Here is a 22,435-nt window from a genome sequence, read left to right as displayed (position 1 = left end):
CGCGAGGCGGTTGAGCAGCCACATGACTTCGATGTTGCGCTGGCATTCAGCTTCGAGCCGGCGCGAGGACCGTATGCGCTGGAAGTACCCGTAGATGTAGAGTTTGAGCAGGTCGGCGGGGTTGTAAGGTGGGCGTCCGTTGCCTTTGGGGATAGCTTTGTCGAACCCCAGAACCCGCAGATCAAGGCGCGAAACATAGGCATCGATCACACGGACCAGATGGTCTTCGGGAATCACTTCGTCGATGGAAACCGGAAACAGGCTGGTCTGGTTTCGAGATTCGCCCTGAATGTACGCCATAAGAAAATGCCCCGCATCTTTCGATGCGGGGCATTTTCTTAGATCTGAGGCAGGTTGGCTAGGTTTTCACACAATCTGTGTAGGACCGGCTTTAGCCGGGAAGAGGCCGGTTTGAACACCCTCTATTCTGAGGTGTGGCGTCTGACGCATTCCCGGCTGAAGCCGGTCCCACAAACAGCCCGCGGCATATGAGCCTGAACCGGAGGCGGCCCGCAGCGGTCTGTCCTCTTACGTCTTCACTTTCCCGGAGCCACTGCCATGTTCGAGCCAGGTCATCTGCACATCGTCCACCCCGCACTGCAACCGAACGACATCGGCTACAACCTTCATATCCGTTACGACGTCAGCCAGACCGATTCAGGTCCGGGGATGCACTTCACCGTGGAAGGCGACATCAACGGCAAAGCGGTCAATGAAGCCTTCGACCTGTCCAGGGACAAGGCCTACAACTTCGCCAGCGAGGCGTCTCGAAGCCTCGAAAAGCATGGCCTGCCAAGAACCACGGACCTGCACGCGATGCACGGCGAATACGACCGGATGTTCGAAGACATCCGCCACAAGCTCGACATGAAATCAGGTGATCCGGTGGCGCCAGAGCATCTGCAATAGCGCTCGGGACGACAGCGCGACGGTGGGGCGGCGATTGGTGTGGAGATTACTGGCATAATCGCCGGCCTCACTCCTGCGAACCGTTTCCCTCCTCATGCGCATCCACGTCACCTTCATTGACCGCGTCGGCATCACCCAGGAAGTGCTGGCGATCCTCGGCGCGCGCAATCTGAACCTGGACGCCGTGGAGATGGTGCCGCCAAACGTTTACATCGATGCTCCGACGCTGAGCCACAACGTGCTCGAAGAACTCAAGGACCGGCTGTTCCGCGTACGCGGTGTGGAAGCGATCACGGTGGTCGACATCCTTCCCGGCCAGCGCCGTCATCTGCAGCTCGACGCCCTGCTGGCAGCCATGACGGACCCGGTGCTTGCGCTGGACAGTGCCGGTCATGTGTTGCTGGCGAACCCGGCACTCGTTGCGTTATATGGCAGGGAACCGGCGGGCGAGTCGATTGGCGAGCTGTTTGCCGATGCAGGGCTGCAATCGGCGCTGCTGGAAAACGGCTTTCGCCTGCCGCTGCGCGAAGTGACGCTCAATGGCGAGGCCTTGCTGCTCGACGCCACGCCCATCACTGACGCGGGAGCGCTGCTGACCCTTTATCTGCCAAGCCGGATTGGCGAACGCCTGTCGGCGCTGCATCACGATCACGCCGAGGGTTTCGACGCACTGCTGGGTGATTCGGCGCCAATCCGCACGCTCAAAGCTCGTGCCCAGCGGGTCGCGGCACTCGATGCGCCGCTGCTGATTCAGGGCGAAACCGGCACGGGCAAGGAACTGGTGGCACGCGCGTGTCATGCCGTCAGCGCGCGAAATGCAGCACCGTTTCTGGCGCTGAACTGCGCGGCGCTGCCAGAGAACCTTGCCGAAAGCGAGCTGTTTGGCTACGCGCCCGGCGCCTTCACCGGCGCTCAGCGGGGCGGCAAACCCGGCCTGATGGAACTTGCCAACAAAGGCACCGTGTTTCTCGACGAGATCGGCGAGATGTCGCCGTATCTGCAGGCCAAGCTGCTGCGTTTTTTGAATGACGGCAGCTTCCGGCGGGTGGGCGGCGACAAAGAAGTGCAGGTCAACGTGCGCATCCTGAGCGCCACCCACCGCGACCTGGAAAAGATGGTTGGTGAGGGCACCTTTCGCGAAGACCTGTTCTATCGCCTGAACGTGCTGAACCTGGACGTGCCGCCGCTGCGCGAGCGCGGACAGGACATCCTCATGCTGGCGCGTTATTTCATGGAGCAGGCCTGTACACAGATCCAGCGGCCGGTCTGCCGCCTCGCACCCGCTACCTACCCTGCCCTTTTGGGCAATCGCTGGCCCGGCAATGTGCGCCAGTTACAGAACGTGATCTTCCGCGCTGCGGCCATTTGCGACAGCTCGTTGGTCGACATCGGCGACCTTGATATTGCCGGCACGTCGGTGGCGAGGGGCACTGATGGCGAAGTCGAAAGCCTGGAAGGAGCAGTCGAGGATTTCGAAAAGTCGCTGCTGGAAAAGCTTTACAGCCAGTACCCCTCGACGCGCCAGTTGGCCGCGCGCCTGCAGACATCCCACACCGCAATCGCCCATCGCCTGCGCAAATACGGGATTCCCGCCAAACCCTGAGACGCGCTGTCGGTCCGTGGGCGCCTCTCGTAGGTGCTGCCAGCACGTTGGGCTCAAGACACGCGCCCGTAGGATCGAGTTCGACCACGAGCCATGGCACGATATCAATACACCGTACCGAAATCATTACATGCGTCCCACAATCAATGCTCGGTGCTGCGGCTCAAGGCTCAGGCCACCCTAAACCTCAAGCCGCGTATCGATATCGTTCCAGTGGCGCTCAGTTCATAAACCAGTCCAAGCGCCGCAGCCCAACGTTTACGAGCCTTTCCCCACCTTGGCCGCAAACTTGCTATGCACTCCCCCATCACGCCCGGGCATAACGGGCGATTACCATCTGGGGAGATTTCATGAGCGAGTTGCGTTTTACCGAAGACCACGAGTGGCTGCGCGCCGAAGCTGACGGCAGCGTCACAGTCGGCATCACCGCTTTCGCGCAAGACGCACTGGGTGACGTGGTATTCGTGCAACTGCCCGAGCTGCAGTCCTACGACAAAGGCGCTGAAGCCGCCACCGTCGAGTCGGTGAAAGCCGCCAGCGGCGTGTACATGCCCCTTGATGGCGAAGTCGTCGAAACCAACTCCGGGCTGGACGCCAATCCGGAACGGGTCAACGAAGACCCCCTCGGCGAAGGCTGGTTCTTCCGCTTTATACCTTCCAACCCCGATGCTGTCGGTCAACTGCTGACTCAAGACGCCTATGATCGTCTGATCAAAGCCAACGCCGAAGCCTGAGGAGCGCGCAATGACTGACCGTACTGAACTGAGCACCGCCAACGAGTTCATCGCCCGTCACATCGGCCCGCGCGCCGCAGACGAAAAGGCCATGCTCACCACTCTGGGGTATGACTCCCTCGACGCGCTGACCGCCAGCGTCATTCCCGAATCCATCAAAGGCACCAGCGTCCTTGGCTTGTCTGCCGGGCAAAGCGAAGCCGACGCGCTGGCGGATATCAAAGCCATCGCTGGCAAGAATCAGCTGTTCAAAACATACATCGGCCAGGGTTACTACAACACCCATACGCCAGCGCCGATCCTGCGCAATCTGCTGGAAAACCCGGCGTGGTACACCGCCTATACGCCTTATCAGCCTGAAATTTCCCAAGGCCGTCTGGAGTCGCTGCTGAACTTCCAGACCCTGATCAGCGACCTGACTGGCTTGCCGATCGCCAACGCCTCGCTGCTCGACGAAGCCACTGCCGCCGCCGAAGCGATGACCTTCTGCAAGCGCCTGAGCAAGAACAAGAGCAGCAACAAGTTCTTCGCCTCCGCCCACTGCCATCCGCAGACCCTCGACGTGCTGCAAACCCGCGCCGAGCCGCTGGGCATTGAAGTGATCGTTGCCGACGAGTCTCAGCTGGCCGACGTCAGCGAGTTCTTCGGCGCGCTGCTGCAATACCCTGCCAGCAATGGTGACGTTTTTGATTACCGCGAACTGGTCGAACGCTTCCATGCCGCCAACGCATTGGTGGCGGTTGCGGCGGACCTGCTGGCACTGACCCTGCTCACCCCGCCGGGGGAATTTGGCGCTGACGTGGCGATCGGCAGTGCACAGCGCTTCGGCGTGCCGCTGGGTTTTGGCGGTCCGCACGCCGCTTATTTCTCTACCCGCGACGCCTACAAGCGTGACATGCCCGGGCGCCTGGTTGGCGTGTCCATCGACCGCTTCGGCAAGACCGCCCTGCGCCTGGCCATGCAAACCCGTGAGCAACACATTCGTCGCGAGAAGGCGACCAGCAACATCTGCACCGCGCAGGTTTTGCTCGCCAACATCGCCAGCATGTACGCCGTGTACCACGGGCCACGCGGGCTGACTCGCATCGCCAACCGCGTGCACCACTTGACCGCGATTTTTGCCCAGGGCTTGAGCCAACTGGGCCTGAACGCCGAGCAGTCGTTCTTCTTCGACAGCATCACCCTGAACACCGGCGCCAAAACGGCCGAGCTGCACGACAAGGCTCGCGACCACGCCGTCAACCTGCGTGAAGTAGACGCTGAGCGCCTGGGCGTTTCGCTGGACGAAACCACCCAACAAGCCGACGTCGAATTGCTCTGGTCCCTGTTCGCGGCCGACGGCCAGGCCCTGCCTGACTTTGATGCGCTGGCAGACAGTGTCGAAGCGCGACTGCCTGCCGAGCTGAAACGCCAGTCGGCAATCCTCAGCCATCCGGTGTTCAACCGTTATCACTCCGAAACCGAGCTGATGCGTTACCTGCGTCGGCTGGCGGACAAGGACCTGGCGCTGGACCGGACGATGATCCCGCTGGGCTCCTGCACCATGAAGCTCAACGCCGCCAGCGAAATGATCCCGGTGACCTGGGCCGAGTTCGGCAACCTGCACCCGTTCGCGCCCACCGAGCAAAGCGCGGGCTACCAGCAGCTGACCGACGAACTGGAAGCGATGCTTTGCGCCGCCACCGGTTATGACGCGATCTCTCTGCAACCGAACGCCGGCTCCCAGGGCGAATACGCGGGCCTGCTGGCGATCCGCGCTTACCATCAGAGCCGCGGCGATGAGCGTCGCGACATCTGCCTGATTCCGTCATCGGCCCACGGCACCAACCCCGCCACCGCCAACATGGCCGGGATGCGCGTGGTGGTAACCGCCTGCGACGCACGCGGCAACGTTGACATCGAAGACCTGCGCGCCAAGGCCATCGAGCATCGCGAACACCTCGCCGCCTTGATGATCACCTACCCGTCGACTCACGGCGTGTTCGAAGAAGGCATCCGCGAAATCTGCGGCATCGTTCATGACAACGGCGGCCAGGTGTACATCGACGGCGCCAACATGAACGCCATGGTCGGCCTCTGCGCACCAGGCAAGTTCGGCGGCGACGTTTCCCACCTCAACCTGCACAAAACCTTCTGCATTCCCCACGGCGGTGGCGGCCCGGGCGTCGGCCCGATCGGCGTGAAATCGCACCTGGCGGCGTTCATGCCGGGTCACGCCAAAATGCAACGCAAAGAAGGTGCTGTCTGCGCGGCACCGTTTGGCAGCGCGAGCATTCTGCCGATCACCTGGATGTACATCCGCATGATGGGGGGCGAAGGCCTCAAGCGCGCCTCGCAACTGGCGATCCTCAACGCCAACTACATCTCCCGTCGTCTGGAAGAGCACTATCCTGTGCTGTACACCGGCAGCAACGGCCTGGTCGCGCACGAATGCATCCTCGACCTGCGCCCGCTCAAGGAGACCAGCGGCATCAGCGTTGATGACGTCGCCAAGCGCTTGATCGACTTCGGCTTCCACGCACCGACCATGTCCTTCCCGGTGGCGGGCACGTTGATGATCGAGCCCACTGAAAGCGAATCGAAAGAGGAGCTGGATCGCTTCTGCGACGCCATGATCAAGATCCGCGAAGAAATCCGTGCGGTCGAAAGTGGCGCCCTGGACAAAGACGACAACCCGCTGAAAAACGCGCCCCACACGGCGGCCGAACTGGTCGGCGAATGGAGCCATCCGTACAGCCGCGAGCAGGCCGTGTATCCCGTCGCGTCGTTGATCGAAGGCAAATACTGGCCACCGGTCGGTCGCGTCGACAACGTGTTTGGCGACCGCAATCTGGTCTGCGCCTGCCCGTCTATCGAAGACTACGCATAAGCGGCAGTTACAGGCGCTCGGATGTGTTTGCATCAGAGCGCTGATCTCTGTAGGAGCTGGCTTGCTGGCGAACGCGTTTCATCATAAACATTCATGTTGACCGATCTGACGCGTTCCCCAGCAAGCCGGCTCCACAGCGACTGCACCTAATAAGAATAATCCCGGAGTCCAATCATGTCGCTGAGCGTTTTTGACCTGTTCAAGATCGGCATTGGTCCCTCCAGCTCCCACACGGTGGGCCCGATGCGCGCCGCCGCGCGCTTTGCCGAGGGCTTGCAGCGCGATGGCCTGCTGGAAACCGTCACCTGCGTGAAAGTCGAGCTCTACGGCTCCCTCGGTGCCACCGGCAAAGGGCACGGCAGCGACAAGGCCGTCTTGCTGGGCCTTGAAGGTGAGCACCCGGATACCATCGATACCGAAACCGTCGCTGCCCGATTGCAACAGATTCGCGGCAGCGAACGCCTGAACCTGCTCGGTCGGCACAGCATTGAATTCATCGAAAAGCATCACCTGGCGATGATTCGCAAACCGTTGGCGTACCACCCCAACGGCATGATTTTCCGTGCCTTCGATGCCTCCGGCCTGCAAGTTCGGAGCCGCGAGTACTACTCGGTTGGCGGCGGCTTTGTGGTCGATGAGGACGCCGCGGGCGCGGATCGCATCGTGGAGGACCAGACGCAACTGGTGTACCCCTTCAAGACCGCAAGGGAGTTGATGGCGCATTGCGCCGCCAGCGGCCTTTCCATCAGCCAGGTCATGCTGGCGAATGAAGCTGCGTGGCGCCCTGAAGCGGAGACCCGCCAGGGCCTGTTGCACATCTGGCAGGTCATGCAGGACTGCGTCGAGGCAGGTTGCCGCAACGAAGGCATCCTGCCGGGCGGCTTGAAGGTCAAGCGGCGGGCGGCCGCGCTGCATCGCCAATTGTGCAAGAACCCCGAGGCCGCGCTGCGTGATGCGTTGTCAGTGCTCGACTGGGTCAATCTGTACGCGCTGGCGGTCAACGAAGAAAACGCCAACGGCGGCCGTGTGGTCACCGCACCCACCAACGGTGCGGCCGGGATTATCCCGGCGGTGCTGCATTACTACATGCGCTTTATCACCGGCGCCAACGAGGACGGCGTCGTGCGTTTCCTGCTCACGGCGGCGGCCATCGGCATTCTCTATAAAGAGAACGCATCGATCTCGGGCGCCGAAGTCGGCTGCCAGGGCGAAGTTGGCGTGGCCTGTTCAATGGCCGCTGGCGCGCTGTGCGAAGTCCTGGGTGGCAATGTTCAACAGGTGGAAAACGCTGCTGAAATTGGCATGGAACATAACTTGGGTCTTACCTGCGACCCCATCGGTGGCCTTGTTCAAGTGCCTTGCATCGAGCGCAACGCCATGGGTTCGGTGAAGGCCATCAACGCGGTGCGCATGGCCCTGCGCGGCGACGGCCAGCACTTTGTCTCGCTGGATAAAGTCATTCGCACCATGCGCCAGACCGGCGCCGACATGAAAAGCAAATACAAGGAAACAGCCCGTGGCGGGCTGGCCGTGAACATTATCGAGTGCTGACATCAGCCAGAATTATCGCGTTCCCTGCCCCGTGCCGGGAACCCGGAACCGCTTTCAAGGAGTGACCCAATGACCACAGAATTGCTCAAGACCCCGCTCAACGCCCTGCACCGTGAACTCGGCGCGAAGATGGTCGAGTTCGCTGGTTACGACATGCCCGTGCAATACCCCGCCGGCGTCATGAAAGAACACCTGCACACCCGCGATCAGGCCGGCCTGTTCGACGTTTCGCACATGGGTCAGATCCAGCTCAGCGGCGCGAACGCAGCCAGAGCGCTGGAAACGCTGGTGCCGGTAGATATCATCGATTTGCCCGTCGGCATGCAGCGCTACGCGATGTTCACCGACGAAAACGGTGGGATCCTCGATGACCTGATGGTTGCCAACCTGGGTAACGACCAACTGATGCTGGTGGTCAACGCCGCCTGCAAAAACGAAGACCTCGCGCACCTGAGGCAGCACATCGGCAGCCAGTGCGAGATCACGCCGCTATTCGAAGAACGCGCCTTGCTCGCCCTGCAAGGCCCGCACGCGGTAACGGCGCTGGCACGGCTGGCGCCGGAAGTCGCCAGGATGACCTTCATGCAATACACCTCGATGAACATCGACGGCATCGATTGCTACATCAGCCGTTCTGGCTACACCGGTGAAGACGGTTACGAGATTTCGGTGCCGGGGGATCAGGCGCAATCCCTGGCGCGTCGACTGTTGGCGGAACCCGAAGTAGCACCGATTGGCCTGGGCGCGCGGGATTCGCTGCGACTCGAAGCCGGCTTGTGCCTCTACGGGCATGACATGAACACCGACACCACACCGATCGAAGCCGGTCTGCTGTGGGCCATCTCCAAAGCGCGCCGCGCGGACGGTGCGCGTGCGGGCGGTTTCCCGGGCGCTGATAAGATTCTTGCCCAGCACCAAACCGGTGCGCCACGCAAACGTGTGGGCCTGTTGCCTCAAGAACGCACCCCGGTACGTGAAGGCGCCGAAATCGTGGACGCCGAGGGAACCATCGTAGGAAGAGTTTGCAGCGGCGGCTTTGGCCCGACACTGAGCGGTCCATTGGCGATGGGCTACATCAACAATGGGTTTACCGCGCTGGAAACACCGGTCTGGGCAATCGTGCGAGGCAAGAAAGTCCCCATGTTAGTCGCGAAAACCCCTTTCGTTTCGCCACGTTACTTCCGCGGGTAAGTAATTCCGTCAGAAAGTGCGGCACCGCAACAGTGCATGAAACTGTACGAGTGCCGCCGTTTGGCGCCAATGTTTACAACATCCTAACTGTCAAAATATTGAACTTTGACGGTGCTCAAAACATTAAAAACTATCGATTCATCCCATCTGGTAAAAGTTTTTAAAATAGCGTTCAAACCCCTATAGACACGGGTCCAAGCGGGGCTTGTTTTTTCGCCGAGAGTTAGCGTAGAGTTTCTCGACTGTGTTTGCATGGGTCGCCGGATCGTGACCCGGGCAGTAGCGCCAAAAGCAATGCTACATCCCGCTCTACGTATCTTCTTCCTGCAACCAGCCCAGTACTCTTTCGTGCGAAAGAGACTGTCATTCATTTTAAGTTCCAAGGAATAAGAAAATGTCTCAACGTCAGAGCGGCACCGTTAAGTGGTTTAACGATGAAAAGGGTTTTGGTTTTATCACGCCTGAAAGCGGTCCGGATCTGTTCGTCCACTTCCGCGCCATTCAAGGCAACGGCTTCAAGAGCCTGAAAGAAGGCCAGAAAGTAACGTTCGTCGCGGTGCAGGGCCAAAAAGGCATGCAGGCTGACGAAGTTCAAGCTGAAGCCTGATTCGCCAAAACAAAAAGCCCTTGATGGCCAACATCAGGGGCTTTTTTATGCCTGCCATTTCGTAAACTGCCCGACCCCTTTTTGACGAGCGCCTCCATGACCCGCCACCTGTTACGCCCTCAAGGCGACTTCCCCCGGGTGGGACTGGGCCGTCGCATGGCTGCAATCTGCTACGACACACTGCTGTGCCTGGCGCTGATGATGGTCACCACGTTCATTTACAAACTGGCCTGGATGGGGATTGTCGGCGAAGCCAGGCTGCACCAGCTCTCCGAATCCGGCGCGCTTGATGCGGACCCGCTGCTGTCATCGATTCTTCTGATCACACTGTTTGGCTTCTTTGCCAAATGCTGGACCCATGCTGGCCAGACCCTGGGCATGCAAGTCTGGGGAATACGCGTGCAGAATGCAGACGGAACCGCCATCAGCCTGTGGCAGGCGTTACTGCGGTTCATCATCGCCATCGCATCGTGGTTGTGTGCCGGGCTGGGTTTCTTCTGGAGCCTGTTCGACACACACAAGCGCTGCTGGCACGACATGTATTCCGAAACGCAGCTGGTGCGAGTGCTCAAGGCAAAGAAATGAGCCCGCCCACAAAAAAGCCGACCATAAGGTCGGCTCTCTCATGACACAGCGAGTATCAACCCGCGCGGCGTAGCAACCAGATGCCCGCCAGCGCACACACACCCGCCGGCACCAGCACAGCGAAGAGTGGGGAAAAGCCAAACACAAGGCTCGACGGCCCCAGCAGATCCTGCGCGATGCGGAACGTGAACCCCACGAGCACGCCCGTGAACACACGTTGCCCCAGCGTTACCGAGCGCAACGGCCCGAAGATGAAGGAGATTGCCATCAGCACCAGGGCCACGGTCACCAGCGGCTGCAGGATCTTGGTGTAGAAGGCCAGCCAGTAACGGCCGTTGTTCAGCCCCTGGTCCGCGAGATAGCGCGCGTAGCCGTAAAGCCCTGTCATTGATAGCGACTCAGGCGGCAGCACCACCGTGCTCAGCAACTGAGGGCTCAACGCGACGTTCCAGCGCTCTTCCGGCGCGGTCACCACTTCGGTGTGGCCGTCGTGGAACACGGTCGTTGTGACGTCCTTCAACAACCAGTAATCGGTCTTGAAGTTGGCCTGTTTGGCGAAGCTGGACGTCAACATATGGCGCTGATCATCGAAATGGTACCGGGTGACGCCATACAACAGCCCGTTAGGCTGAACCGTGTTGATGTGGATGAATTCCTCACCCTGACGGTGCCACAAACCGTGCTTGGCGCTCTGGGCATCGCCAGTCCCCTGGGCCAGCGAGCGCGCGGCCTGGGCGGAAGCTTCGGTCACCGGCGCCACGTATTCACCGATCAACAGCCCGGCGACCATCAACACGAGCATGGGCTTCATGACCGCCCAGACGATACGGCCAATCGACACGCCGGCGGCACGCATGATGGTCAGTTCGCTGCTGCTGGCCAATGCGCCAAGACCGATCAGGCACCCGATCAGCGCGGCCATCGGCAGCATGTCGTAGAGCCGGCGCGGCGCCGTCATGACCACGAAACTGCCCGCGTCCCAGAACGTGTAGGTGTCGCTGATATCAGCCATTTCATCGATGAAGGCAAACAGCGACGCGAGCCCGAGGATAATCCCCAGTACCGCGAGGATAGCCATGAATACGCTTTTGCCGATGTAGCGATCAAGCTTAACCATGAGCCACCCCCGACACGCTGCGGCGACTCGCCAGCTTCAGCCGCAGGGGCTCCCAGTAGAGCAACGCCAGTCCGATGGCCAGGAACAGCGCATGCACCCACCATAAGCCGAGGCCCATCGGGATCTTGCCCTTCTCCAGGGCACCGCGTGCCGCGATGAGGATGGTCAGATAAGCCATATAAAGAAGAATCGCCGGAAGGAGTTTGAGGAAGCGACCCTGACGCGGGTTGACCCGGGCCAGTGGCACCGCCATCAGCGTCACGATAAACACCAGAATCGGTAACGAGACCCGCCATTGCAGCTCGGCCCTGTTGCGCAGGCTGTCTTCGCCGGTCAGCAGTTCGCCGGTCGAAATGGCGTCGCGGTCAGTGACCTCATCGCTGATGTCCGGCTTGGGCAGCAGGGCGCCATAGGTGTCGTATTTGATCGCGCGGTAGTCGGCCTGACCGGGGTTGCCGTCGTAGCGATAACCGTTGTCGAGAATCAGGTAACGGCTGCCGTCTGGTTTGATCTCCTGCCGGCCTTTTTCAGCGACCAGCACCGTAATGCCGTGGTCTTTCTTCTCGTCGAGCTTCTTCTCGGAGATGAATACGCCGCCCAGGTTGACCCGGTCGTCGGTCATGGTTTCGGTGTAGGTCACCCGGCTGCCGTCACGCAGGAGCTGAAAGCGACCCGGCACCAGCGTGTCGAATTCGGTCATCGCGTCCTGCTTGTTGATCAGCAGCTGGAACTGCGTCGCCCCCTGAGGCGCGAGGCTGAAGCTGAGCCAGGCCACGAGCAGAGACACCAGCGCAGCGGGCGCGAGGGTGATCAGCAGCAGGCGTTGCTGACTCATGCCGGTGGCGGCAAGTACGGTCATTTCGCTTTCGAGATACAAACGGCCGTAGGCCAGAAGGATCCCGAGGAACAACCCCAGCGGGAGGATCAGTTGCAGGAAGCCCGGCAGACGAAAACCCATGATCAGAAACAGGACGCCCGGATCGAGGGCACCCGACGCGGCCTGGGCCAGGTATTTGATGAAGCGGCCACTCATGATGATTACCAGCAGCACGGCACTGACAGCGCTCAGGGTAACCAGCACTTCTCGAGACAGGTAACGGAAGACAATCAAACCAGACACTCCAGGGTTGTCACGCTAAGGCGGCATGGCAAGGAAAGGGATCAGCCATGGTGCGCGCGACGGCGTACCAGCAAAAAAATATGCGGCATTATCCTGTGATTGGGTGTGTCTGTCACTGCGCGCGCGGGATACTTCTGCAAGCGGCACACGCACGCACCCGGACGGGGTTGTCATCCATCGGCTCGCAGGGTCAAACTGCGGGCCTTGCCGCAGGCATGCCGGTGTCAATAACCTCCGCGCCGCTGCCGAGCCGTGTGCTCAAGTGCGATAACTCACAGTTTATTCGGGGACCCCGACATGGAATTGGTTGTTAAAAGCGTCAGTGCAGAAACCTTGAAGACCGCCACGCTGGTGGTCGCCGTCGGTGAAGGCCGCACGTTGAGCGACATTGCGAATACCCTCGACACCCTGAGCGGCGGCGCAATCAGCGCAGTCCTCAAGCGCGGCGACCTCTCGGGCAAGATCGGGCAAAGCCTGTTGCTGCACAGCCTGCCGAACCTGAAAGCCGAACGCGTGTTGCTGGTAGGCTCGGGCAAAGAGCCGGAATTGAACGATCGCCAGTTCCGTAAAATCATCAGCGGCGCGCTCAGCACCCTGAAGAGCCTGGGTGGCACCGATGCCGCCTTCGCCCTTGACCAACTGAACGTCAAGAACCGCGACGTCTACGGCAAGAACCGCCTGCTGGCCGAGACCCTGGTCGACGGCGAATACGTCTTCGATCAGTTCAAGAGCCAGAAAGTCGATCCCCGCGCCCTGAAAAAGGTCACCTTGCTGACCGCCAAAGCCAACGTCGCCGACGTCGAGCGCGCCGCCAGGCATGGCCAGGCCATTGCCGCCGGCATGGCCGTAACCCGCGACCTGGGCAACATGCCGCCGAACATCTGCCACCCGACCTACCTCGGCGAGCAGGCCAAGGCGATGGGCAAAGCAAACAAGGGCCTCAAGGTCGAAGTCTTCGACGAGAAGAAAATCGAAGCGCTGGGCATGGGTTCGTTTCTGGCGGTCGGTCAAGGCAGCGCCCAGCCGCCACGCCTGATCGTCATGCAGTACTCCAACGGCAAGAAGAGCGAAAAACCCTACGTACTGGTCGGCAAGGGCATCACCTTTGACACCGGCGGCATCAGCCTCAAGCCCGGCCTGGGCATGGACGAAATGAAATTCGACATGTGCGGCGCCGCAAGCGTGTTTGGCACCTTGAATGCCGTGCTCGAACTGCAACTGCCGATCAACCTGGTGTGCATCATCGCGGCGGCTGAAAACATGCCAAGCGGCAACGCAACGCGTCCGGGCGATATCGTCAAGACCATGAGCGGCCAGACCGTCGAAATCCTCAACACTGACGCTGAAGGCCGTCTGGTGCTGTGCGATGCGCTGACCTACGCCGAACGCTTCAAGCCGCAGGCCGTTATCGACATTGCCACGCTGACCGGCGCTTGCGTCGTTGCGCTGGGTGGCCACACGTCCGGGCTGCTGGGCAACAGTGACGCGCTGATTAACCAAGTGCTGGAAGCCGGTAAACGCGCCGACGACCGCGCCTGGCAACTGCCGTTGTTCGATGAATATCAAGAGCAACTGGACAGCCCGTTTGCCGACATCGCCAACATCGGTGGGCCGAAGGCCGGCACCATCACTGCGGCCTGCTTCCTGTCTCGCTTTGCCAAAGCCTTCGAGTGGGCGCACCTGGACATCGCCGGTACGGCATGGCTGAGCGGCGGCAAGGACAAAGGCGCAACGGGCCGTCCGGTTCCGCTGCTGACCCAATACCTGATCGACCGCGCTGGCGTTTAAACCGCTGCCAACGCGCCGGCCTCTGCGGTCGGCGCGTTCAGCGTTCTGGAATCACCCATGACCCAAGTCGACTTCTACATCCTGCCCAGTGCCGACCCCGTCGCGCGCCTGGATTTCGCCTGCAAACTCACCGACAAGGCCTGGCGCCTGGGGCATTGGGTGTACCTGCACTGCAGCGATGCCGGGCAACGCGAGGAACTCGATGCCCGGCTCTGGCGGTTCAGGGGCGAAGCTTTCGTTCCCCATGGCTCAGTCGAGAACGATCAGGACGCTCCCGTGGCGCTGGGCATCGGCAGCGACCCCGGCCAACATCAGGATCTGCTGGTCAACCTTGACCTGCGCATCCCGGAATTCTTCAAACGATTCACGCGTGTCGCCGAGATCGTTGTCGAGGATCCAGCCATCCGCCTCGCGGCGCGCGAGAGTTTTCGCTTCTACCGCGAACAGGGCTATCCTCTGCAAGATCACCGGCTGCAGCGTCTTTGAGCACACGATGGATAATTCAAAACACCTGAAAGATTCAGCGCACCTGCTGGATGACCTCGAATCCATTCGCCAGCTTCTGGGCGAGGACCCGACCCAGCCTCCCCTGCTGACCGAGTCCGTGCACAGCGATGAGCAGATTCCGCTGCTGTTCGACGTGGTTACCGGCCAGGTTGTAACGCCCCAGGAGCACGCAGCAGACCTGGATAATATCCCGCTGCTGGTCCCCGAGCCGGCCGCAGCGCTGACGCCACCCACGCCAGCCACCACCGCCGCGCAAGCCGGCGGGCCAAAAGCGGAAGCGCTGCTGCATCTGGACGCGGAATTGCGTGCCGCCGCGCAATTGATCATGCAAGACGTGATCGACGACTTCGCCCCGCACATCGAGAACGAGATCAAACGCCGCCTGGATGCACGAATGGAGCGGTTGTTGAGTCAGTACAACAGCTGAACCCCTGATGCCTTCCGACCTGTGATCGCGGGCAAGCGCAGCCGCGCAAAAGCCCGCGACACCGGCGGGCATCACTGCTCATAGCCGCAGACCTACCGCTGGTAGCTTGACGCCGCCTTGAAAAGCTATACTCGTCGGCTTTTCCGACTCAAAGCAGATCAGGTTCCCGCCTCGCATGGACAAGACCTACCAGCCGCACGCCATCGAAACTTCCTGGTATCAGACCTGGGAGTCCGAAAACTATTTCGCTCCGCAAGGCGCGGGCGACGCGTACACCATCATGATTCCGCCGCCGAACGTCACCGGCAGCCTGCATATGGGTCACGGGTTCAACAACGCGATCATGGACGCCCTGATCCGCTTCCGCCGCATGCAGGGTCGCAACACCCTGTGGCAGCCGGGCACCGACCACGCCGGTATCGCTACGCAGATGCTGGTGGAGCGTCAACTCGAAGCCCAGGGTCAGAACCGGCACGATCTGGGTCGCGACAAGTTTCTCGAAAAAGTCTGGGAATGGAAGGATCAGTCCGGCGGCAACATCAGCCGTCAGATCCGTCGCCTGGGCTCGTCGGTCGACTGGAGCCGCGAGCGCTTCACGATGGACGACGGCTTGTCCGAGGCGGTCAAAGAAGCGTTCGTGCGCCTGCATGAAGACGGCCTGATCTACCGTGGCAAACGTCTGGTCAACTGGGACACCAAGCTGCACACCGCGATCTCCGACCTCGAAGTGGAAAACCACGACGAGAAGGGGCACCTGTGGAACCTGCGTTACCCATTGGCCGATGGCGCAAAAACCGCCGAAGGCCTGGACTATCTGATCGTCGCCACGACCCGTCCGGAAACCATGCTGGGTGACGCAGCTGTCGCCGTGAACCCGAACGATGACCGCTACAAGGCGCTGATTGGTCAGTTCGTGGAACTGCCGCTGGTGGGCCGTCGCATCCCGATCATTGCCGACGACTACTGCGACCCTGAATTCGGCACCGGCTGCGTGAAAATCACCCCGGCCCACGACTTCAACGACTACGAAGTCGGCAAGCGCCACAACCTGCCGCTGCTGAATATCTTCGACAAGAATGCCGCCGTTCTGCCTGCTGCCCAGGTGTTCAACCTCGACGGCACGCTGAACGACACCGTCGACGGCACCCTTCCCGCCGAGTACGCGGGCCTTGACCGCTTTGAAGCGCGCAAGCAGATCGTTGCCGCATTCGACGCCGCCGGCCTGCTGGTCAGCGTTGACGACCACGCGTTGAAAGTGCCGAAGGGCGATCGCTCCGGGACCATCATCGAGCCGTGGCTGACGGATCAGTGGTACGTGTCGACCAAGCCGCTGGCCGAGCCTGCCATCGCCGCCGTTGAAGACGGTCGCATCGCCTTCGTGCCCAAGCAGTATGAGAACATGTACTTCTCCTGGATGCGTGACATCCAGGACTGGTGCATCAGCCGCCAGCTCTGGTGGGGCCACCGCATTCCGGCCTGGTACGACGAGTCCGGCAAGGTCTACGTTGGACGCGACGAAGCCGAGGTGCGCGCCAAGCACAACCTGGGTCCTGACGTTGCGCTGCAGCAGGACAACGACGTGCTCGACACCTGGTTCAGTTCCGGCTTGTGGACCTTCTCTACGCTGGGCTGGCCTGAGCAGACCGACTTCCTGAAAACCTTTCACCCGACCGATGTGCTGGTCACCGGCTTCGACATCATTTTCTTCTGGGTTGCCCGGATGATCATGCTCACCATGCATTTGGTGAAGCACGAAGACGGCACCGCGCAGGTACCGTTCAAGACCGTCTATGTGCACGGCCTCGTGCGCGATGGCCAGGGCCAGAAGATGTCCAAGTCCAAGGGCAACGTCCTTGATCCGCTGGACATCATCGACGGCATCGAACTTGAAGCGCTGGTGCAGAAACGCACCTCCGGCATGATGCAGCCCAAACTGGCCAAGAAGATCGAGAAGCAGACCCGCGACGAGTTCGCCGACGGCATCGCCAGTTACGGCACCGATGCCCTGCGCTTCACCTTCTGCTCGCTGGCGTCCACCGGTCGTGACATCAAGTTCGACATGGGTCGCGTCGAAGGCTATCGCAACTTCTGCAACAAGATCTGGAACGCCGCGCGCTACGTGCTCGACAAGGGCGAGGACTGCGGTCAGAACGGCGAAGCGTTCGAACTCTCGCTGCCGGATCGCTGGATCATCTCGCAACTGCAACGCACTGAAGCCGAAGTGACGCGTCAGCTGGACCAGTTCCGTTTCGACCTGGCGGCGCAAGCGCTGTACGAGTTCATCTGGAACCAGTACTGCGACTGGTACCTGGAGCTCTCCAAGCCGGTTCTATGGGACGACACCGCACCGATCGAGCGTCAGCGCGGCACCCGTCGCACGCTGGTGCGCGTGCTTGAAGTCGCGCTGCGGCTGGCCCATCCGTTCATGCCGTTCATCACCGAAGAAATCTGGCAGCGCCTTGCGCCGCTGGCCGGCGTTGAAGGCAAGACCATCATGCTGCAGCCGTGGCCGGTGGCCAACGATGCGCGGATCGACGTGGCGGCGGAAGGCGACATCGAGTGGCTCAAGAGCCTGATGCTCGGCGTGCGCAATATCCGTGGCGAAATGAACATTGGTCCGGGCAAGCCGCTGCAGCTGTTCCTCAAAAACGTCAGCGCTGAAGACCAGCGCCGGCTGAACGAGAACGAGCACCTGCTGAAGAAGCTGGCCAAGCTTGAGTCATTCACCGTCCTGGAAGCAGGCGCTGAAGCGCCGCTGTCCGCGACCGCATTGGTCGGCGAAATGGAAGTGCTGGTGCCGATGGCCGGCCTGATCGACAAGGACGCCGAACTGGCGCGTCTTGATAAGGAAATCCAGCGTCTGCAGGGTGAAGTGCAGCGGGTTGGCGGCAAGCTGTCCAACGCAGCCTTTGTCGACAAGGCGCCGCCTGAGGTGATCGCCAAGGAGCGCGCGAAGATGGCCGAAGCCGAACAGGCGTTGGGCAAGCTGGCCGAGCAGCACGCACGGATCGCGAGTTTGTAATCCGATCAGATCAGCCGGCCTCAATCGCAGGCCGGTTGACGACCATGGCCCCTGCAGGAGTGAGCTTGCTCGCGATATCGGTATATCAGCGACCCAACCGTTGCTGATACACGGTTATCGCGAGCCAGCTCACTCCTACAGGGGTTGTGCTTTCACGAGAATCGCATCACCGATGACCAGCCCCGACACCCGCAAGCCCCCACGCAAGAAACCCCGACCGGCTCAACAGGCCAAGCCTGCCGCGCCGCGCGAGAAAGCAACCCTGCACCCGCGCAACCGTCATCAGGGCCATTACGATTTTCCACGCCTGATCAAAAGCAGCCCCGAACTGGGCAAGTTCGTGATTCTGAATCCCTACGGCAAGGAAAGCATCGACTTCGCCGACCCCACCGCTGTACGGGTATTCAACCGCGCGTTGCTCAAGGCGTTTTACGGCATTACCCACTGGGACATCCCAGCGGACTACCTCTGCCCGCCGATCCCAGGGCGCGCCGATTACGTCCACTTTCTGGCTGACCTGCTGGCGGAACGCAACGACGGTGTCATTCCGCGCGGCGCCTCTGTCGCAGCGCTGGATGTAGGCACGGGCGCCAATTGCATCTATCCGCTGATCGGCCAGGGCGAATACGGCTGGTCGTTCCTGGGCTCGGACATCGATAAAATCGCCCTCGCCTCGGCGACCGCCCTTGTCAAAGCCAATGGCCTGAACAAGCGCATCAGTTTGCGGGAACAGCAGCGCCCCAAGCACATCTTGACCCACCTGCTGCAGCCCGATGAGCGCTTCGACATCAGCCTGTGTAACCCGCCCTTCCACGCCTCGGCGGAAGAAGCGCTACGCGGCAGCCAGCGTAAATGGCGAGCCTTGGGCAAGGCCGACCCCAAGCGCAAATTACCGGTGCTGAATTTCGGCGGCCAGGCGGCAGAGTTGTGGTGCGAAGGCGGCGAAGCACGCTTCGTGACGCAACTGATCAGCGAAAGTGCTCAGGTCGCGCAACAGGTGCTCTGGTTCAGCACACTGGTGTCCAAAGCCTCAAACCTGCCACTGATTCAGAGCGCCCTGAAAAAAGCAGGCGCCGTCGAGAGCCACACGGTGGAGATGGGGCAAGGCCAGAAACAAAGCCGCTTCGTGGCCTGGACCTTTCAGGACAAGACGCAGCAGATGGCGTGGCGTGCCGAGCGCTGGCGTTCACTCGGATAAGTCGTCAGCCGTCACTGCGGCGCCCAAATCGCAGGCACAAAAAAACCGTGTCCGGATCGCTCCGTCACACGGTTCCTCATCCAAGCAGCAATTTTGCTTACTTGTTGACCGAGTCAGTCAGCACTTTGGCTGGTACGAACTTGACCACTTTCTTGGCGGCGATTTCGATGGCTGCGCCAGTCGAAGGGTTGCGGCCGGTGCGAGCTGGACGCTCGGTGACTTTCAGTTTGCCGATGCCTGGCAGAGTGATTTCACTGCCGTTTTCCAGTTGGTCAGCGACGATTTGACCCAATTGGTCGAGAGCGTTGCGCGCGGTGGTTTTTGGCGCGTCGATAGCTTCTGCGATATCGGCGATCAATTGGTCTTTAGTCAGAGCCATGGTGGTGTTCCTTCCCTATCAAATTCGAATGGTTTGCAGAGTGTGGTACAGACGCGAAATGTAGATACTGCAAACGGCCTTTGGTTCGGCCGAACGCCCACAAACTGCACGCCTGGCGCGCTTGGGCGCTCAGGACCGGGCAAAACTAGCACAGAGCAACGCAAATATCCGCCCCTACCTACCCATTTGGTCAGCTTTATCGCCCCAGAGGCGTAAAAAAGTCATATTAATGGGCGCAGGTCAGCGTTTTCGGCCCTTCCAGAGCGTTGCGACGCCTGTCTGCGGTACACTTGCCGACTTTCGCACGGGCCTGGTCTGGTCCCGTTCAGTTCCCCTTCAGCAGCCGAGAAATCCATGCCGATCCGTCACGCCATCGTCCACCTGATCGACAAAAAACCCGACGGCACGCCCGCCGTTCTCCACGCCCGGGACTCCGAGCTTGCCGAGTCGCAGGCCATCGAGAACATGCTGGCGGACCTCAACGAGAGCTATAACGCCAAGCAGGGCAAGGCCTGGGGTTTGTTTCATGCCGAGTCCGGCGCGCACCCGTTCAGTGGCTGGTTGAAGGAATACCTGGACCAGGGCAAGGACTTCACTCAGTTCAGCCGCATCGCGGTCGAGCATCTGCAGAAGCTGATGGAAGAGTCGAACCTGTCAGTCGGCGGCCACGTGCTGTTCGCTCACTACCAACAAGGCATGACTGAATACCTGGCGATTGCACTGCTGCACCACAGCGAGGGTGTGGCCGTGAATGAAGCACTGGACGTGACACCCTCGCGGCATCTGGACCTGGGCCAGCTTCACCTCGCAGCCCGGATCAATATTTCCGAGTGGCAGAACAACAAGGCCTCGAAACAATACATCTCGTTCATCAAAGGCAAAAACGGCAAGAAGGTGTCCGAGTACTTCCGCGACTTCATTGGTTGCCAGGAAGGCGTCGACGGGCCCAGTGAAACACGCACCCTGCTCAAGGCGTTCAGTGATTTCGTCGAGAGCGAAGACCTGCCGGAAGCATCCACCCGCGAGAAGACCAAGGCGCTGGTCGACTACGCGAGCAGCCAGAGCAAAATGGGCGAGCCTATCGCGCTGGAAGAACTGTCGGGCTTGATCGACGAAGACCGCCCGCGCGCGTTCTATGAACACATCCGTAACAAGGACTATGGCCTGTCGCCCGAGATCCCTGCGGATAAGCGCACGCTCAATCAGTTCCGCCGCTTCACCGGCCGCGCCGAGGGCCTTTCGATCAGCTTTGAGGCCCACTTGCTGGGCGACAAGATCGAATACGATGAGGAGAAAGGCACGCTGATCATCAAAGGCCTGCCCACTCAGTTGACCGATCAGTTGAAACGCCGCTGAGCCCTGCCGAGGAGCCGAGACCCGAATGTTTGTTCGTACCCTGAAGAAGTTCTTGCTCATCATGCTGGTGGTGGTCGTGTACCAGAACTGGGGCAAGATCGAGAACTTCGTTCACCCCTCCTCTGCCGTTTCCGCCCAGGCCCAGGCGGACGCGAGGGTGACGCTGTACGCCACTGACTGGTGCGGCTACTGCAAACAGACGCGCCGCTTCCTCGACAGCAAAGGTATCCCTTACACCGAGTTCGACATCGAGAAAGATCCAGCAGCTCGTAAAGCCTATGAAGCGCTGGGCGGACGCGGCATTCCCCTGATCGACGTGAACGGCACGCTGATCAGAGGGTTCTCCCCGGACGACATCCTGGCGGCGCTGAGGTAAGCCCGCCTTATTCCCTCGGTCCGGTATTCAAATCGCCTTGATTTGAAAACCCAGACGCGGGAAGTGGACGTTCACTGCACCGGCACGCTCGTCTTCCCGGCGCAGGATGATTTCTTCACGGCCGCTGAACACCAGCTCCCCTGCCACTGCGTTAACGCCATAATCCACCGCCGACACAGTCACCTGCTGGCCCACCGTAAAGCCGTTAGGGTCGGTGAATGCTTCTTCAGGCACCGGCACGGGTGTCGCAGCGCGAGCGATTTCAACGGCGTCGCCTGAACTCAATTCACTCGGCGCGCCATGGCCGAACGCAATCACACGCTCGTACCAGCTCAACACGGCCGGATAGGCATCCACGCACGGGGACGTGACAGGCGTTTGCTTGAGGAACCACAAGGTGTGGGCCACCGAGAAATCAGCGATCGATGGCGCGCCAAGGAGGAAGTCGCCATTACGCTCGAGCTGGGTTTGAAGACGGGCCATCAGCGTGGGCCATTGATGCTGCGCCACTTCCAGCGGCACGCGATTGGCGCTGCCACCGTCGAAGAAGGTGGCGCGGTCAGCCACGAAAGCTTTCACAGCCTCAGGCGGGACCTTGGCGAAACGCGCAGCCATGGAGGCAGGTTGAAACACCAGACTGACGGAGTGCAGAAACAGCACCGAATCCGCCCACGCCGCCAGACTCGCGGCTGTGAACTCCTGGCCTTCGGGATAGAACGAGGGCGAGGACTTCTCTTGCTCCAGACGCCGGGCAATCAACGCCGTGTCGCAGTAAATATCCGCGCCCACTTGCAGGACAGGGGTTTTGCGATAGCCACCGGTGAGTGGCATGAGGTCGGGCTTGGGCATGATCGACGGGATATTCACCGAGCGCCAGGACAGGCCTTTGAAACCCATCATCAGTCGGGCTTTTTCGGCGAACAATGACATTGGATAGTGATGAAGAATCAACTCAGACATGCTTCGGGCCATCCGCAGGAGTAAACCGTCAGCTTAGCGCCCCGAGCGCTCACGGCATACCCGCTCAGGCTGATGGCCCGGCATCACTGGGCTGGATGTAGCCGGCTGCCAGGCATTCCTTGGCGCTTTTGCGCAG

General features: G+C 60.8%; 20 protein-coding genes. 15 read left to right on the top strand and 5 right to left on the bottom strand.

The genetic code is table 11. From position 1 onward, the window contains the following. Positions 1-300 (bottom strand): transposase (locus VF672_RS19675; protein WP_331106212.1); only part of this gene is annotated, 300 nt, incomplete at its 3' end. A 258-nt stretch (positions 301-558) separates the two neighbouring features. Between VF672_RS19675 and VF672_RS19670 the strand changes: the two genes are divergently transcribed. From VF672_RS19670 to VF672_RS19635, 8 genes are all read left to right on the top strand, one after another. Further along, positions 559-909, top strand: coding sequence for a DUF5064 family protein (locus VF672_RS19670; protein WP_331106211.1), 351 nt, complete (start codon positions 559-561; stop codon positions 907-909). A 94-nt stretch (positions 910-1,003) separates the two neighbouring features. Next, positions 1,004-2,512 (top strand): sigma-54-dependent transcriptional regulator, encoded by a 1,509-nt coding sequence (locus tag VF672_RS19665; RefSeq protein WP_331106210.1) that lies wholly within the window; start codon positions 1,004-1,006, stop codon positions 2,510-2,512. 350 nt (positions 2,513-2,862) lie between these two features. Next, positions 2,863-3,246: a glycine cleavage system protein GcvH gene (gene gcvH / locus VF672_RS19660; protein WP_331106209.1), complete on the top strand. Its 384-nt coding sequence runs from the start codon at positions 2,863-2,865 to the stop codon at positions 3,244-3,246. A gap of 10 nt (positions 3,247-3,256) precedes the next feature. After that, positions 3,257-6,115: an aminomethyl-transferring glycine dehydrogenase gene (gcvP, locus tag VF672_RS19655; protein ID WP_331106208.1), complete on the top strand. Its 2,859-nt coding sequence runs from the start codon at positions 3,257-3,259 to the stop codon at positions 6,113-6,115. A 174-nt stretch (positions 6,116-6,289) separates the two neighbouring features. Beyond that, positions 6,290-7,666: an L-serine ammonia-lyase gene (locus VF672_RS19650; protein WP_331106207.1), complete on the top strand. Its 1,377-nt coding sequence runs from the start codon at positions 6,290-6,292 to the stop codon at positions 7,664-7,666. Positions 7,667-7,735: 69 nt separating this feature from the next. Continuing rightward, a complete protein-coding gene (gcvT, locus tag VF672_RS19645) occupies positions 7,736-8,857 on the top strand; it encodes a glycine cleavage system aminomethyltransferase GcvT (RefSeq protein ID WP_331106206.1) in 1,122 nt (373 codons plus the stop codon). A 394-nt stretch (positions 8,858-9,251) separates the two neighbouring features. Beyond that, positions 9,252-9,464, top strand: coding sequence for a cold-shock protein (locus VF672_RS19640; protein ID WP_003175786.1), 213 nt, complete (start codon positions 9,252-9,254; stop codon positions 9,462-9,464). A 96-nt stretch (positions 9,465-9,560) separates the two neighbouring features. Continuing rightward, complete coding sequence (locus tag VF672_RS19635) at positions 9,561-10,049, top strand: RDD family protein (RefSeq protein ID WP_331106205.1); 489 nt, start codon at positions 9,561-9,563, stop codon at positions 10,047-10,049. Between the two features lie 55 nt (positions 10,050-10,104). Here VF672_RS19635 and lptG read toward each other — a convergent pair whose 3' ends face one another. Further along, entirely contained in the window at positions 10,105-11,166 is a 1,062-nt protein-coding gene (gene lptG, locus VF672_RS19630; protein WP_331106204.1) for an LPS export ABC transporter permease LptG, read from the bottom strand. Beyond that, positions 11,159-12,277, bottom strand: coding sequence for an LPS export ABC transporter permease LptF (gene lptF, locus VF672_RS19625; RefSeq protein WP_331106203.1), 1,119 nt, complete (start codon positions 12,275-12,277; stop codon positions 11,159-11,161). Before lptF ends, lptG begins: the two co-directional genes overlap by 8 nt. Positions 12,278-12,583: 306 nt before the next feature. Between lptF and VF672_RS19620 the strand changes: the two genes are divergently transcribed. The 5 genes from VF672_RS19620 (at position 12,584) to rlmF (ending at position 19,228) form a co-directional block, all read left to right on the top strand. Beyond that, complete coding sequence (locus tag VF672_RS19620) at positions 12,584-14,074, top strand: leucyl aminopeptidase (protein WP_331106202.1); 1,491 nt, start codon at positions 12,584-12,586, stop codon at positions 14,072-14,074. Between the two features lie 57 nt (positions 14,075-14,131). Beyond that, positions 14,132-14,560 (top strand): DNA polymerase III subunit chi, encoded by a 429-nt coding sequence (locus VF672_RS19615; protein WP_331106201.1) that lies wholly within the window; start codon positions 14,132-14,134, stop codon positions 14,558-14,560. 7 nt (positions 14,561-14,567) lie between these two features. Beyond that, the gene (locus tag VF672_RS19610; protein WP_331106200.1) at positions 14,568-15,008 is read left to right on the top strand and encodes a DNA polymerase III subunit chi; all 441 of its coding nucleotides are present in this window, start codon (positions 14,568-14,570) and stop codon (positions 15,006-15,008) included. A 175-nt stretch (positions 15,009-15,183) separates the two neighbouring features. After that, positions 15,184-18,030, top strand: a complete 2,847-nt coding sequence (locus VF672_RS19605; RefSeq protein WP_331106199.1) for a valine--tRNA ligase — start codon at positions 15,184-15,186, stop codon at positions 18,028-18,030. Positions 18,031-18,202: 172 nt separating this feature from the next. Beyond that, positions 18,203-19,228 (top strand): 23S rRNA (adenine(1618)-N(6))-methyltransferase RlmF, encoded by a 1,026-nt coding sequence (gene rlmF / locus VF672_RS19600; RefSeq protein WP_331106198.1) that lies wholly within the window; start codon positions 18,203-18,205, stop codon positions 19,226-19,228. Between the two features lie 97 nt (positions 19,229-19,325). Here rlmF and VF672_RS19595 read toward each other — a convergent pair whose 3' ends face one another. Next, entirely contained in the window at positions 19,326-19,607 is a 282-nt protein-coding gene (locus VF672_RS19595; RefSeq protein ID WP_037014905.1) for an HU family DNA-binding protein, read from the bottom strand. A gap of 354 nt (positions 19,608-19,961) precedes the next feature. Here VF672_RS19595 and yejK point away from each other — a divergent pair, with 354 nt between their 5' ends. Further along, positions 19,962-20,963 carry a nucleoid-associated protein YejK gene (gene yejK, locus VF672_RS19590; protein ID WP_331106197.1) on the top strand — a complete coding sequence of 334 codons (1,002 nt, stop codon included), beginning with the start codon at positions 19,962-19,964 and terminating at the stop codon, positions 20,961-20,963. A 25-nt stretch (positions 20,964-20,988) separates the two neighbouring features. Next, on the top strand, positions 20,989-21,339 hold the full coding sequence (locus VF672_RS19585; RefSeq protein WP_331106196.1) for a glutaredoxin family protein: 351 nt from the start codon (positions 20,989-20,991) through the stop codon (positions 21,337-21,339). A gap of 27 nt (positions 21,340-21,366) precedes the next feature. Here VF672_RS19585 and VF672_RS19580 read toward each other — a convergent pair whose 3' ends face one another. After that, a complete protein-coding gene (locus VF672_RS19580) occupies positions 21,367-22,299 on the bottom strand; it encodes a glutathione S-transferase family protein (protein WP_331106195.1) in 933 nt (310 codons plus the stop codon). Positions 22,300-22,435 lie beyond the last annotated feature (136 nt).

It is taken from the genome of Pseudomonas sp. (assembly GCF_036387035.1).
Lineage (GTDB): Bacteria > Pseudomonadota > Gammaproteobacteria > Pseudomonadales > Pseudomonadaceae > Aquipseudomonas.
Note: the sequence above shows the minus strand (reverse complement) of the source record. Positions and strands in the feature narration are given on the sequence as shown.

Excerpts from the sequence above, each read along its gene's own strand:
- VF672_RS19595 (WP_037014905.1), bottom strand. The coding sequence starts at position 19,607 with ATGGCTCTGACTAAAGACCAATTGATCGCCGATATCGCAGAAGCTATC.
- VF672_RS19650 (WP_331106207.1), top strand. The coding sequence starts at position 6,290 with ATGTCGCTGAGCGTTTTTGACCTGTTCAAGATCGGCATTGGTCCCTCC.
- lptG (WP_331106204.1), bottom strand. The coding sequence starts at position 11,166 with ATGGTTAAGCTTGATCGCTACATCGGCAAAAGCGTATTCATGGCTATC.
- VF672_RS19665 (WP_331106210.1), top strand. The coding sequence starts at position 1,004 with ATGCGCATCCACGTCACCTTCATTGACCGCGTCGGCATCACCCAGGAA.
- VF672_RS19620 (WP_331106202.1), top strand. The coding sequence starts at position 12,584 with ATGGAATTGGTTGTTAAAAGCGTCAGTGCAGAAACCTTGAAGACCGCC.
- yejK (WP_331106197.1), top strand. The coding sequence starts at position 19,962 with ATGCCGATCCGTCACGCCATCGTCCACCTGATCGACAAAAAACCCGAC.
- VF672_RS19640 (WP_003175786.1), top strand. The coding sequence starts at position 9,252 with ATGTCTCAACGTCAGAGCGGCACCGTTAAGTGGTTTAACGATGAAAAG.
- VF672_RS19610 (WP_331106200.1), top strand. The coding sequence starts at position 14,568 with ATGGATAATTCAAAACACCTGAAAGATTCAGCGCACCTGCTGGATGAC.
- VF672_RS19670 (WP_331106211.1), top strand. The coding sequence starts at position 559 with ATGTTCGAGCCAGGTCATCTGCACATCGTCCACCCCGCACTGCAACCG.
- gcvH (WP_331106209.1), top strand. The coding sequence starts at position 2,863 with ATGAGCGAGTTGCGTTTTACCGAAGACCACGAGTGGCTGCGCGCCGAA.
- gcvT (WP_331106206.1), top strand. The coding sequence starts at position 7,736 with ATGACCACAGAATTGCTCAAGACCCCGCTCAACGCCCTGCACCGTGAA.
- VF672_RS19580 (WP_331106195.1), bottom strand. The coding sequence starts at position 22,299 with ATGTCTGAGTTGATTCTTCATCACTATCCAATGTCATTGTTCGCCGAA.
- VF672_RS19585 (WP_331106196.1), top strand. The coding sequence starts at position 20,989 with ATGTTTGTTCGTACCCTGAAGAAGTTCTTGCTCATCATGCTGGTGGTG.
- VF672_RS19635 (WP_331106205.1), top strand. The coding sequence starts at position 9,561 with ATGACCCGCCACCTGTTACGCCCTCAAGGCGACTTCCCCCGGGTGGGA.
- VF672_RS19615 (WP_331106201.1), top strand. The coding sequence starts at position 14,132 with ATGACCCAAGTCGACTTCTACATCCTGCCCAGTGCCGACCCCGTCGCG.
- VF672_RS19605 (WP_331106199.1), top strand. The coding sequence starts at position 15,184 with ATGGACAAGACCTACCAGCCGCACGCCATCGAAACTTCCTGGTATCAG.
- gcvP (WP_331106208.1), top strand. The coding sequence starts at position 3,257 with ATGACTGACCGTACTGAACTGAGCACCGCCAACGAGTTCATCGCCCGT.
- rlmF (WP_331106198.1), top strand. The coding sequence starts at position 18,203 with ATGACCAGCCCCGACACCCGCAAGCCCCCACGCAAGAAACCCCGACCG.